Genomic DNA, 12,311 nt, shown 5'->3' on the forward strand with positions numbered 1-12,311 from the left:
AATGATCCGCCGTTGAGAGGAGCGCAATGCCCTCTCCTGCGAAATGGAGCTGAAAACAGAACGGGCCCGGCAATGCCGGGCCCGTTTTTTCATGATGAGCGGATCAGAGCCTGCGCCCCAGCCGTTTCTCGACCTGGCGCCGCTCCCATTCCGGGCCAAACAGCTTGAAGGGCTGGAACAGGTTGATGGCGTGAGAAGCCAGCCCCAACCCCCATCCCAGCATGGGCCACCAGGCCCAGATATAGTCCGGGTTGCTCAGGTAGTTGATGACAAACAGCCCCCCTATCACCAGCACATAGCTCATGAGGTGGCCGTAGAAGCCCCTGAGCCCCTCCACGAACTTCATCGCCTCCCGCTCATCCCGCGCCACCTGCACGCGTCCCCGATCTTCGCCCTCATTCCCTTTCATCTCGCTCTCCTGCAGTTGGGTCACATCGAGCTCGAAGACGGCGGCCAGGGCCTTGAGGGATTCCAGTCCGGGTTGTTGTCCCTGCTCTATTCGCTGAATGGTGCGAACGCTCAGGCCAGTGAGGGTCGCCAGCTGTTCCTGGGACCATCCCCGTTGCAATCTCAACTTCCTGACGATCATCTTGCGCTCCTTGTGGTGATTGACAGGGCCAGCATAGGGAAAGGGGATGAGAGGCGACACGACAGATGGCCGACACTCACCTGACTTCCTTTAAAAATCATAAAGTTACTACCACGCAATCGTGGCTTTTGCTCCCCGAGCAACCAGGCTTGGCGTGCCGCTGGCGGCCAGGCGTCGCGGGGGTTACAACCCCTGCATCAGCTCGGCACCAATCTCGAAGGAGCGCAGGCGCGCCTGATGATCGACGATGGGGCCGTTGAACATCAGCTCGTCCGCTCCGGTCTCTGCCAGCAGAGCCTTGAGGCCGTGGCGTACCCGATCCGGCTCCCCCACCAGGGAGCGAGCCAGGGTCTGCTCCATCGCCATCAATTCGCGGGGAGACCACTCATCCCCCAGCGTCTGCACCGGCAGTGGCAGCTTGCCGGCATCCCCCCGGTAGAGACGCAGGAACTGCTGCTGCAGGGTGGTGAACAGGAAGCGGGCCTCACGATCGGTGTCGGCGGCGATCAGATTGACGCACACCACCGCATGGGGTTTGGGCCAGCGGGCAGAGGGACGGTATTGGGTACGGTAGATCTCCAGCGCCTGCAGCAACATGGCGGGAGCGAAGTGGGAAGCAAAGCCGAACGGCAACCCCATGGCCGCTGCCAGTTGGGCACTGTAGAGGCTGGATCCCAGCAGCCAGATGGGCACATGGAGTCCCTGACCCGGCACCGCCTGCACGGCGCCGACCTCGTCGCCAAAATAACTCATCAGTTCGCGCACATCCGCCGGGAAGTCATCCACCTCGCCGCTGCGCTGGCGGCGCAGCGCCTGCATGGTGCGCTGATCGCTGCCAGGGGCGCGGCCCAGACCGAGATCGATGCGATCCGGATAGAGGGAACTCAGCGTGCCGAACTGCTCCGCAATGACCAGGGGGGAGTGGTTCGGCAACATGATGCCGCCAGCCCCGAGCCGCAACGTCGTGGTGCCCCCTGCCAGGTGGCCAATCAGCACCGCTGTGGCGGCGCTGGCAATGCCCGGCATGTTGTGGTGCTCCGCCAGCCAGTAGCGGTGGTAACCCCAGCGCTCCGCATGGCGAGCCAGATCCAGCGAGTGGCGAAACGACTCGGCCGGTAGACCACCTTCGGGAACGGGCACCAGATCCAGCACGGAATAGGGGACGACAGACATGGGACACTCCATTGGTTCACAGGGCGTTTATCAGGGGAGCAATGTAGCACGAGATATCTGGACGAATCATCTCACCACAGGGCAAGGGCGCAGCCCGAAGGCCGGCTGTTGATTTGGGGCTGAAGAGCGCAAGATCGAGTCCTAGGCTTTTTGTCATCCAGCAAGCACACTGTTAGGTGACCAATACGGCGATCGCCAGGGGACAAGGATCCGTCCATGACAAACGCAAGTCTCAGTCGCAGACCCTTTTACGTACACATTGCCACCCTTTTCATCCTGCTCTTCTCCTTGCTGGGGGGCGCACTCATCGTGCTGCAGTTCCAGCAGGGCATGCAGCAGGGGCTGGAGCACGAACGTCAGAGCTTCCAGCAATACCGGGAGCAGCTTGCCCTCGCCATCAAGCTGAACCAGCGACCAGCCCGCATGTCCCTGAATCTGCTGCGCAGCGGCCAGCTGTCCGCCATGACAGACCTCGAGACGCGGCTAGCCTTCCTGCCCCAGCTGGCGGAAGTGCTGGCCAACAGTACCAGTTACGGTGCCATCTATGCCGGTTACGAGGACGGCGATTTCTTTCTGGTACGCAAGCTGACCGAACGGGCGAGAGGGGTGCTGGAGGCGCCTCCGCCCGAGAGCCGCCTGCTGGTCCAGAGCCTGCATCAGGGACAGGGAGAGTTCCTCTATTTCGACCAGCGGCTGCGGCTGCTGGAGCGGCGCCCCATGCCGGACTACCGCTTCGATCCGCGAGATCGGGGCTGGTACAAGGAGGCGCGCTGGAGCACGGGCATCATAGTGACCCACCCCTACCTCTTCTTCACTACCCGGGAGCCAGGCATGACACTGGCGGTGGAGAGCGACGATCGCCGGGCGGTGATCGGGCTCGATGCGGGCGTGGAGGGGCTCTCTTCCCTCATCGGCGAGTTGCCCCTGCCCGGTCACAGCCAGCTGGTGCTGTTTGACGAGGTCGGGACCCTGCTGGCCACGGATCCCGAGCGCCTCCCAAGCTTCGAGCAACTGAGCCGCCTGCCCATGCTGTCGGCCCTCAATCACCCCATTCTCACCAGGCTGCAACAGGAGATGGCCGCGCGGCCTGCCCTGCTGCATCACCCCGCCGAGCTGACCCTGGCAACGGTTCAGGGTCAGGAGTGGCTGGTCAATCTCTCCTCCCTCGGGGAAGAGTCCCCGTTTTATCTCGCCCTCCTGGTGCCCACCGAGGTGCTCACCGCCCCGGCGCGCCAGGATGCGCTGCACAATCTCGCCTGGGCCCTTGCCGGTCTGCTGCTCCTGCTGCCCGTCATCTGGCTGGCTGCCCGGCGCACTGCCGCCCCCTTGCTGGTATTGACCGGGGAGGCTGAGCGGATCCAGCACTTCGACTTTGGCGAAAGCCCGGGGCCGGATTCGGCGATCCGCGAGATTGACGACCTCGCCCGCGCCATGTCCAGCATGCGCCTGACCCTCGGCAATTTCATGAACATGGGCCGGGCACTGGCGGCAGAGCATCGCTTCGATTCATTGCTCAGCCGCATCCTGCACGAGACGGTGGCGGCTGCCCAGGCCGAGGGCGGCTGCCTCTTCCTGGCCCAGGAGAGCGAGATGCAGGCCGTTCACGCCATCTGGCAGGGGCAGCCGCTGGCGTGCGAACAGGTACAGTGGCAGGCGGCGCTGCTCGGCGGTCTCTACCACACGGAGCGCCTCTGCCTGCCCCTCGACGAGGCACAGTGGGCCCGCTACCTCAGCGACTGGGGCCCCTTCCCCGGCGCCTGCCAACTGCTGGTCGAACCCCTTCACAACCACCGTCAGGAGCTGATCGGCTGCCTGCTGCTGATCCTGCCAGACTGCTCGGCCCGCGAACTGGCCTCGCGCATCAGCCTCATCGAGGCGCTGGCGGGCACCTCCTCCTCCGCCATCGAAAACCAGCGCCTGCTGGAGGAGCAGAAGCAACTGCTGGAAGCCTTCATCGAACTCATCGCCGGTGCCATCGATGCCAAGAGCCCCTACACCGGCGGCCACTGCCAGCGGGTGCCGGAACTGGCCAGGATGCTGACCCAGGCTGCCTGCGCACAGCAGGCGGGGCCCTTTGCCGATTTCCGGCTCAACGAAGAGGAGTGGGAGGCCATCCATATCGCGAGCTGGCTGCACGACTGCGGCAAGGTCACCACCCCGGAGTTCGTGGTGGACAAGGCGACCAAGCTCGAGACCATCTACGACAGGATCCACGAGATCCGCACCCGCTTCGAGGTGCTCAAGCGGGATGCCCACATCGAGGCGCTCTGCGCCCTGCTGCCTCCATCCGGGCAGCAGGGCGCCCTCGAGGCCGTGATCCCCCTCTGGCACACCCTGGATCAGGAGTTTGCCTTCGTGGCCGAGTGCAATCTGGGGGGCGAGTGGATGGCGCCGGAGAAGCTCGCCAGGCTGGATGCCATTGCCAGCCGCACCTGGTTGCGCACTCTGGACGATCGGCTCGGCATCAGTCAGGAGGAGCGCAAGCGCCACCAGGAGGCCCCCTCTCCCCTCCCCTGCCGAGAGTCGCTGCTCGCCGACAAGGTGGTCCATCTCGTCCCTCGCCCCGAGCACGACAATCTCGCCCGACACAACCCATGGGGCTTCAAGGTGCGGGTGCCCACCCACCTCTACAACCGGGGGGAACGCTACAACCTCGCCATCGGCCGTGGCACCCTCACAGAAGAGGAGCGCTACAAGATCAACGATCACATCATCCAGACCATACGCATGCTGGAGAAGCTCCCCTTCCCCCGCCATTTGCGCAAGGTGCCGGAGATTGCGGGGGGCCATCACGAGCGGATGGACGGCACGGGCTATCCGCGCCAGTTGCAAGGGGGGCAGATGAGCATTCCAGCCCGCATCATGGCCATTGCAGACATCTTCGAGGCGCTGACGGCGAGCGATCGCCCCTACAAGTCTGGCAAAACGGTCTCCCAGTCCCTGGCCATCATGGTGAAGATGGTGCAGGACCAGCACATAGACCCGGCCCTGTTTGCCCTCTTCATCGAGAGCGGCATCTGGCGGGACTACGCCAGACGCTTCCTCGCCCCCGAGCAGCTGGACGAGGTCGAATGCCAGGCCCTGCTGGCAGGATCACACTGACCTTCCGCTGACACTCGCCCATAAAAAAACGGTCAACCCGGGTTGACCGTTTTTCGTTCCACTTCGCCCCTTAGAACAGCAGGTGCGCCACACCGGCAATCACCGGCAGGGTGACCAGGGTGCGCAGCAGGAAGATGACGAACAGCTCCCACAACTTGACCGGGATCTTGCTGCCCAGCAACAGAGCGCCCACTTCCGACATGTAGATGAGCTGGGTGACCGACATGGCGGCGATCACGAAGCGGGTGATGTCGCTCTCGATAGTGGAGGCCAGCACCGCCGGGATGAACATGTCGGCGAAGCCCACCATGATGGTCTTGGAAGCGGCTTCCGCCTCCGGCAGTTGCAGCAGCTCGAGCAAAGGCACGAAGGGCGCCCCCAGCCAGTTGAACACCGGGGTGTGCTCCGCCAGCATCAGGGCACAGGTCCCGACGGCCATCACCACCGGCAGCACGCCAAATACCATGTCCAGGGCGTTTTTCACCCCTTCACGCGCCACGGCGCCGAGATCCGTCATGCTGTCGGCCTTGGTCAGGGCACGATGATAGCCGTAGCTCAGCACGCTGTGCTGATGGGGGATGGCCTCCTGCTTGCGGCACAGGGGAGTACCGTCGCTGTAGACATCCTTCTTCCAGGAGAGCGGCGGCAGGCGCGGTACCACGATGGCGGCCACCACACCGGCCAGGCAGACGGTCAGGTAGAAGGGGACGAACATGTGCTCCAGCTTCACCTGGGAGATCACCACCAGACAGAAGGTGATGGAGACGGCGGAGAAGGTGGTACCGATGACGGCCGCTTCCCGCTGGGTGTAGAACTTGCCTTCATACTGCTTGCTGGTCAGCAGGATCCCGACGCTGCCATCACCGAGCCAGGAGGCGAAGCAGTCCACCGCAGAACGACCCGGCAGACGGAACACCGGACGCATGATGCGGGTCATCATGGTACCGACAAACTCCAGCAGACCAAAATCCAGCAGCAAGGGCAGCAGCAGGCCCGCAAAGATGAAGACGGAGAACAGTACCGGCAGCAGATCGTGCAGCACCAGGCCGCCGGTCGCCCCTGAGCGCAGCACCTCGGGACCGGCTTCAAAGAAGGTCAACAGCACGAAGACCCCGCCCAGCACCCGCACGCACGCCCAGAAGGGGGAGACGTTGAACAGGCTGTTGAGGAAGGGGCGTTTTACCAGGATCGCCGGTTTGAACAGCCAGGCGATCAGGGTCATCAGCATGGTGGTGGTGATGATGGCGCTGACCATGGCCACCAGATGATCGGCAAACACCGTTTGAACCAGCTTCGCCAACACGGCGACGGGAATGGTGACATTGCCGTCATAGATGACCGGGGTCATGAACAGCAGGATCCCGATCAGTGACGGGATCAAAAACATCAGCACGTTGCGGCGAGTACGGATTGCCGGTGCTTCCAGGGTCTTTTCCAACATATAAACAGCCTTAAATGTGACTTTTCCTTCAGCCGGGCCGCCTGCATACTCATGCCCTCGCCCGGAAAACGGGCGCAAGAATAACCCAAAAAACTGCACAAACAAGCCGTTAATTGATCATTTCAAGCATAAATATTTTATCAGGTGAACCATCCATAAGAACAAACCAAAACAGTCATGCATATCGATTCAATTTGAATGGTTAGCATAATGTTTCACACAGGTTACATTCAGGTGCGCAGTATAATCCGCAGCCACTGTCAGGCAATAAGAGACATGAAAAATATATCTATAGGGTGACCCCGTCGATCCTCCCATAAAAAAACCGGAGCCTGTCTGGCTCCGGTCTTGTCACGAACATGATGCTCAATCGCGAACGTAAATGACTTCGACGCCGTCGTCGTCCTCATCGTCCCAGTCGTCATCGTCCAGGCCATCATCGAAGGCCTTGGACGCCGCCAGGGCATCGGCTTCCGCCTTGGCAAGCTGGTTCTTGTGGTAGTCGTCCCACTTGAACTCCACCTTCTCGATGGCGTCTCTGGCATCTTCCGCCAGCTGACGGGGCATGGTGTCCAGCAGATCCAGGATGTCGTAGCACACCTTCTTGGTGCCTTCCTTGCTGATGGCGGTAATGGCGTAGACCGGACCTTCGTGGTTGAGGGCTGCCTTGACTCTGTCCATCACTTCCTGAGCCTCTTCTTCCAGGATCAGGTCCATCTTGTTGAACACCAGCCAGCGCGGCTTGCCCGCCAGCTCGGGACTGTATTTCTCCAGTTCCCGGACGATGGTCACGGCGTTCTCGGCAGGATCGGAGCCATCCACCGGGCAGATATCCACCAGGTGGATCAGGACGCGGCAACGCTCCAGGTGCTTGAGGAAGCGGATCCCCAGGCCTGCACCCTCGGCAGCCCCTTCGATGAGGCCGGGAATGTCGGCAATGACGAAGGAGCGGGAGTTCTCACCACGCACCACGCCCAGGTTCGGCACCAGGGTGGTGAAGGGGTAATCGGCCACTTTCGGGCGGGCCGCAGAAACGGCGCGAATGAAGGTGGACTTGCCTGCGTTGGGCAGACCGAGCATGCCGACATCCGCCAGCAGCAGCAGCTCCAGCCTCAGGGTACGCACTTCACCCGGGGTACCGTTGCTCTTCTGGCGCGGCGCCCGGTTGACCGAGCTCTTGAAGCGGGTGTTGCCAAGGCCGTGGAAGCCGCCCTTGGCAACCAGCAGCTTCTGATCGTGACTGGTCAAATCCCCCAGCAGTTCGCCGGTGTCTTCATCGGTGGCACGGGTTCCCACCGGCACGCGCAGGATCTTGTCCTTGCCGCGACGACCGGTACAGTTGGCACTCTGGCCGTTCTCGCCACGCTCGGCGGCGTGGAAGCGCTCGAAACGGTAGTCGATCAGGGTGTTCAGGTTTTCATCGGCCACCAGATACACGTCGCCACCATCACCGCCGTCACCGCCGTCCGGGCCGCCGTTCGGGATGTACTTCTCGCGGCGGAAGCTCACACAACCGTTACCACCGTCACCGGCATCGACTCGAATCTGGACTTCATCAACAAACTTCATAGGTAACCGTCACCTTAATTCGAAAAACCGATACGCAATTATAGTGATACGGGCCCCTTCGGGCGAGGCGCATCTGGCCGATGAGGGCTGTCAGCGCCGGCTCATCCGCGTGCCGTTTTTTCGTCAAACTCATCAGAAAAACAAAAGCCCCGCCAGGTTGGCGGGGCTTCGGATCCTTACGGTCCGTAATTACTCAGCAACGATGCTGACGTACTTACGATTCTGCGGACCTTTAACTTCGAACTGCACTTTACCGTTCGCGGTAGCGAACAGAGTGTGGTCCTTGCCCAGACCAACGTTCTCACCAGCGTGGAACTTGGTGCCGCGCTGACGAACGATGATGCTGCCAGCCAGAACTGTTTCGCCGCCGAAACGCTTCACGCCCAGGCGTTTAGCTTCAGAATCGCGACCGTTGCGGGATGAACCGCCAGCTTTTTTGTGTGCCATCTATCGGACTCCTCTAATTAAGCGCTGATGCCAGTGATTTTGACTTCAGTGAACCACTGACGGTGGCCCGCTTGCTTACGGTGGTGCTTACGACGACGGAACTTGACGATAGTCACTTTCTCGCCACGGCCGTGAGCCACAACTTCAGCCACAACCTTGCCACCTTCAACGAAAGGAGCACCTACTTTGAAAGTGTCGCCTGCAGCAACCATCAGCACTTCGTTGAAGTCGATGGTAGCGCCAGTCTCAACGTTCAGCTTTTCCAGACGAACGATTTGACCTTCGGCCACACGGTGTTGTTTTCCGCCGCTTTGGAATACCGCGTACATTTGATTAACTCCGTAAAGGCGTGTCTTTTGCTCAAGGCCAGACACGCACAAAAACCTATAACAATGGGCGGGCATTCTACGCAGAACGATTTGCCGAGGCAAGGCCAATTTAGCAAAAAGTTTATTTTGTGCGCATATCTGCCCCCGTGAATAAACGCCTAACTGTAACCCATTGTGAAATCGTGTAGAATCCCCGCCATTGCTAAAAACGCAGTAAATGCTGCCGTCACGTTACGAGACTTATGGACCAACAGACTATCCGTGCGCTCTGTGCCGCCGACATGACGGCGGTCAATGAACTGATCCTGGCGAGACTCCAGTCCGATGTCAGCCTGATCAACCAGCTGGGTTTCTATATTGTCAGTGCGGGCGGAAAACGGATGCGCCCCATGCTGACCGTGATGGCCGCACGCGCACTGGGCTATGAGGGTGAAGATCACCTGAAACTGGCCGCCATCATCGAATTCATTCACACCTCCACCCTGCTGCACGACGACGTGGTCGACGAATCCGACCTGCGCCGCGGCCGGGAAACCGCCAACGCCCTGTTTGGCAACGCCGCCAGCGTTCTGGTGGGTGACTACCTCTACAGCCGCTCCTTCCAGATGATGAGCGAACTCTCCAACCTGAAGGTGATGGAGATCCTCTCCGATGCCACCAATACCATCGCCGAAGGAGAAGTGCTGCAGCTGATGAACTGCAACGATCCGGATACCACGGAAGAGAGCTACATGACGGTCATCTACTGCAAGACCGCCAAGCTGTTTGAAGCCGCGACCCGACTCGCCGCCGTGCTGACCCATCAGCCCGAGCCCGTCGAGCAGGCCATGACCGACTACGGCAAGTACCTGGGTACCGCGTTCCAGATCATCGACGACGTGATGGACTACTGCTCCCAGAGCGAGGAGATGGGCAAGAACGTGGGTGACGATCTGGCCGAAGGCAAGCCGACCCTGCCGCTGTTGCGCGCCATGGAAGTGGGTACCCCGGAAGAGCGTCAACTGGTGCGCGATGCCATCGAGCACCGCAACGGTATGGATCACCTGGAGCGTATTCTGGGCATCCTGGATCGCACCGGAGCTCTCGAATACTCCCGCCAGCGGGCTCGGGAAGAGGCTGACAAGGCCATCGCCGCCCTAGCCATCCTGCCGGACTCCCGGCACAAGCAAGCGCTGGAGACCCTGGCCCACATGGCGGTGCAGCGCAGCGCCTGATGCCAGCCGGCGGACAATAAAAAAGAGGCCAGAGGGCCTCTTTTTTATTGTCCGAATTCGCCGTGCCACTGTCGTATCAACACAGGCTCTAACGGGCCAACGCCCACAAGATGACACCACCTGCCACCACCAGACAGCCGCCGATGCGGCGCAGCTGTTCCGGCGGCAACTCCCCGAGCAGGCGCAGCATCTGCTGCCATGCCCTGGGAGCGAGCAAGGGCCCCAATCCTTCGAAGAGCAGCAGCAACCCCAGCCCCATCAACATGGATGTCAGCATCACCTCTCCCTATCCCTGTTCCCCTGCCGGTCTGTGGCCAGCAAACAAAAGGGCCTGAATCATCAGGCCCTTGGGTCATATCAACACATGTTTACTGCTTGTTGCCGTGCGGCGACTTGAGGTAGCGGAAGAACTCGCTGTCCGGTTTCAGGACCATGAGGTCGTTGCCACCGGCGAAGCTCTTGCGATAGGCCTCCATGCTGCGCACGAAACTGAAGAACTCCGGGTCCTTCTTGTAGCTGTCGGCATAGATCCTGGCGGCTTCGGCATCCCCTTCACCACGCAGTTGACGGGCATTACTCTCGGCGTCGGCGATCATCACGGTCACCTTGCGGTCGATGTCGGCACGCAGGATCTCGGCCTGCTCGCGGCCCTGTGAACGGTGTTCACGGGCAACCGCGGTCCGCTCGGCACGCATCCGCTGATAGATGGAACTGGAAACTTCCACCGGCAGGTTGATCTGCTTGATGCGCACATCCACCACCTTGATGCCGAGCTCGGAGGAGCGCGCCATCTTCATCAGGGCATCTTCCATCACGGTACTGCGCTCGCCGGAGACGATGTCCTTGATGGTGCGGTTACCGATCTCGGAACGCAGGCCGTTGTTGATCTTGCGCTTGAGCAGGTCTTCAGCCTGGATCTTGTTGCCACCACCGGTCGCCAGGTAGTACTTGGAGAAGTCCTCGATCTTCCACTTCACGTAGGAGTCGATGATGAGGTCCTTCTTCTCGGACGTAACGAAGCGATCCGCCTGGCCTTCCAGAGTCTGGATGCGGGCATCCATCTTGCGTACCTGGTCGATGAGCGGCACCTTGAAGTGCAGACCCGGCTCGTACAGGCGCGGTTCACCGGAGTCGACCCGTTTCACCTTGCCAAACTGCACCACGATCCCCTTCTGTCCTTCATCGACGATGAAGATGGAAGAGAAGCAGACCATGGCGGCCACAGCGATGACACCAATAGCTAGCTTTTTCATCTATCAGTTTCTCCCTGTGCTGAAACGATCACCGCCACGCAGCGGGGTCGGAGTGGAGTTGGCCCCTTCGTTGGACGGCTGGGCCGCCTCGACTGCCGGGGTGCCCGCAGGACGTGCCGGTTGCACGGCATTCGCCTTGCCAGAGAGCTTGTCGAGCGGCAGGTAGATCATGCTGTTGTTGCCAGCCGGCATGTCGACCACCACCTTGTTGGCCTGCTGATAGAGCTCTTCCATGGTTTCCAGGTAGATACGATCACGGGTCAGCTCGGGCGCGGCCTGATACTGCGGCAGCAGCTCGTTGAAGCGAGCGACTTCACCCTTGGCCTTCAACACGATCTGGGACTTGTAGGCTTCGGCCTCCTGCTCCAGACGTTTGACCTGGCCACGAGCCTTGGGCTCCACTTCACGGGCATAGGCTTCCGCTTCACGGATGAAACGCTGCTCATCTTCCTGGGCGGAGATGGCGTCATCAAACGCATCCTTCACCTCTTCCGGCGGACGCGCCGGCAGGAAGTTGACGTCCACGATCTGCAGACCCATCTGATAGGGCTCGATGATGCTGTCGATCACCTGCCAGGTTTCCTGACGCACCTTCTCACGACCCGTGGTCAGCACATCATCCATCCGGGTGTGACCCACCACGTAGCGCAGGGCGCTGTCGGTGGCCTGGCTCAGACTCTCGTCTGCATTGGTCACGCTGAACAGGTACTGCTCGGGATCGACCACGCGATACTGCACGTCCATCTCGACCCGTACCACGTTCTCATCCTGGGTCAGCATGAAACCGGACGCCGGCAGGGAACGGACAGACTCCACGTCCACCGGGATCACCCGGTCGATGAAGGTCGGTTTCCAGCGCAGGCCGGGATCCACGTTGTGGGAGTATTCGCCAAAGCGCAGCACCACGCCTCGCTCGGCTTCGCGAATGGTGTAGAAGCCGCTGACGACCCACACCACCACGGCCACCACCAAGGCGATGGAGAGGCCGAACTTGCCGACGTCACCACCACCGGATTTGCCACCACCGAGCAGACCGCCAAAACGACGGCTCACCTTGCGAAGCATCTCGTCCAGATCAGGGGGGCCCTGATTCTTGCCGTTGTTCCCCCAGGGGTCACGGTCTTTGCCATTGTTACCAGGCTCATTCCAAGCCATCAGCGTCTCCATTAATACATGCGGATGGATATCATCTCT

The 12,311-nt window shown here is 61.0% G+C and carries 11 protein-coding genes; 2 read left to right on the forward strand and 9 right to left on the reverse strand.

Annotation, left to right across the window (positions count from 1 at the left end):
- Nucleotides 1-103: 103 nt before the first annotated feature.
- Both OKC41_RS11110 and OKC41_RS11115 read right to left on the reverse strand, forming a co-directional pair.
- On the reverse strand, nt 104-589 hold the full coding sequence (locus tag OKC41_RS11110) for a 2TM domain-containing protein (RefSeq protein ID WP_041211140.1): 486 nt from the start codon (nt 587-589) through the stop codon (nt 104-106).
- A gap of 183 nt (nt 590-772) precedes the next feature.
- A complete protein-coding gene (locus OKC41_RS11115) occupies nt 773-1,762 on the reverse strand; it encodes a luciferase-like monooxygenase (RefSeq protein ID WP_010673203.1) in 990 nt (329 codons plus the stop codon).
- A 216-nt stretch (nt 1,763-1,978) separates the two neighbouring features.
- Here OKC41_RS11115 and OKC41_RS11120 point away from each other — a divergent pair, with 216 nt between their 5' ends.
- Nucleotides 1,979-4,864: an HD domain-containing phosphohydrolase gene (locus OKC41_RS11120; RefSeq protein WP_270672024.1), complete on the forward strand. Its 2,886-nt coding sequence runs from the start codon at nt 1,979-1,981 to the stop codon at nt 4,862-4,864.
- A gap of 70 nt (nt 4,865-4,934) precedes the next feature.
- On the opposite strand, the gene OKC41_RS11125 is transcribed toward OKC41_RS11120, so the two are convergent.
- From OKC41_RS11125 to rplU, 4 genes are all read right to left on the reverse strand, one after another.
- Nucleotides 4,935-6,305, reverse strand: a complete 1,371-nt coding sequence (locus OKC41_RS11125) for a YjiH family protein (RefSeq protein WP_010673201.1) — start codon at nt 6,303-6,305, stop codon at nt 4,935-4,937.
- A gap of 366 nt (nt 6,306-6,671) precedes the next feature.
- Nucleotides 6,672-7,874, reverse strand: coding sequence for an Obg family GTPase CgtA (cgtA, locus tag OKC41_RS11130; protein ID WP_010673200.1), 1,203 nt, complete (start codon nt 7,872-7,874; stop codon nt 6,672-6,674).
- Between the two features lie 189 nt (nt 7,875-8,063).
- Nucleotides 8,064-8,321: a 50S ribosomal protein L27 gene (rpmA, locus tag OKC41_RS11135; RefSeq protein WP_010673199.1), complete on the reverse strand. Its 258-nt coding sequence runs from the start codon at nt 8,319-8,321 to the stop codon at nt 8,064-8,066.
- A gap of 17 nt (nt 8,322-8,338) precedes the next feature.
- Complete coding sequence (rplU, locus tag OKC41_RS11140; RefSeq protein ID WP_005304210.1) at nt 8,339-8,650, reverse strand: 50S ribosomal protein L21; 312 nt, start codon at nt 8,648-8,650, stop codon at nt 8,339-8,341.
- A gap of 242 nt (nt 8,651-8,892) precedes the next feature.
- Here rplU and ispB point away from each other — a divergent pair, with 242 nt between their 5' ends.
- Entirely contained in the window at nt 8,893-9,864 is a 972-nt protein-coding gene (gene ispB, locus OKC41_RS11145) for an octaprenyl diphosphate synthase (RefSeq protein WP_010673198.1), read from the forward strand.
- Between the two features lie 88 nt (nt 9,865-9,952).
- Here the strand turns inward: ispB and OKC41_RS11150 are convergent, their stop codons facing one another.
- From OKC41_RS11150 to hflK, 3 genes are all read right to left on the reverse strand, one after another.
- Nucleotides 9,953-10,141 (reverse strand): DUF2065 family protein, encoded by a 189-nt coding sequence (locus tag OKC41_RS11150; protein WP_010673197.1) that lies wholly within the window; start codon nt 10,139-10,141, stop codon nt 9,953-9,955.
- Between the two features lie 91 nt (nt 10,142-10,232).
- Nucleotides 10,233-11,117: a protease modulator HflC gene (gene hflC, locus OKC41_RS11155; RefSeq protein ID WP_010673196.1), complete on the reverse strand. Its 885-nt coding sequence runs from the start codon at nt 11,115-11,117 to the stop codon at nt 10,233-10,235.
- Nucleotides 11,118-11,120: 3 nt separating this feature from the next.
- A complete protein-coding gene (gene hflK / locus OKC41_RS11160) occupies nt 11,121-12,272 on the reverse strand; it encodes an FtsH protease activity modulator HflK (RefSeq protein WP_010673195.1) in 1,152 nt (383 codons plus the stop codon).
- Nucleotides 12,273-12,311: the final 39 nt, after the last annotated feature.

Origin of the sequence: Aeromonas sp. QDB17, from assembly GCF_027705305.1 — a bacterium.
Lineage (GTDB): Bacteria > Pseudomonadota > Gammaproteobacteria > Enterobacterales > Aeromonadaceae > Aeromonas > Aeromonas caviae.

Coding starts and splice junctions, on each gene's coding strand:
- OKC41_RS11110 (WP_041211140.1), bottom strand. CDS start 589: ATGATCGTCAGGAAGTTGAGATTGCAACGGGGATGGTCCCAGGAACAG.
- OKC41_RS11115 (WP_010673203.1), bottom strand. CDS start 1,762: ATGTCTGTCGTCCCCTATTCCGTGCTGGATCTGGTGCCCGTTCCCGAA.
- OKC41_RS11120 (WP_270672024.1), top strand. CDS start 1,979: ATGACAAACGCAAGTCTCAGTCGCAGACCCTTTTACGTACACATTGCC.
- OKC41_RS11125 (WP_010673201.1), bottom strand. CDS start 6,305: ATGTTGGAAAAGACCCTGGAAGCACCGGCAATCCGTACTCGCCGCAAC.
- cgtA (WP_010673200.1), bottom strand. CDS start 7,874: ATGAAGTTTGTTGATGAAGTCCAGATTCGAGTCGATGCCGGTGACGGT.
- rpmA (WP_010673199.1), bottom strand. CDS start 8,321: ATGGCACACAAAAAAGCTGGCGGTTCATCCCGCAACGGTCGCGATTCT.
- rplU (WP_005304210.1), bottom strand. CDS start 8,650: ATGTACGCGGTATTCCAAAGCGGCGGAAAACAACACCGTGTGGCCGAA.
- ispB (WP_010673198.1), top strand. CDS start 8,893: ATGGACCAACAGACTATCCGTGCGCTCTGTGCCGCCGACATGACGGCG.
- OKC41_RS11150 (WP_010673197.1), bottom strand. CDS start 10,141: ATGCTGACATCCATGTTGATGGGGCTGGGGTTGCTGCTGCTCTTCGAA.
- hflC (WP_010673196.1), bottom strand. CDS start 11,117: ATGAAAAAGCTAGCTATTGGTGTCATCGCTGTGGCCGCCATGGTCTGC.
- hflK (WP_010673195.1), bottom strand. CDS start 12,272: ATGGCTTGGAATGAGCCTGGTAACAATGGCAAAGACCGTGACCCCTGG.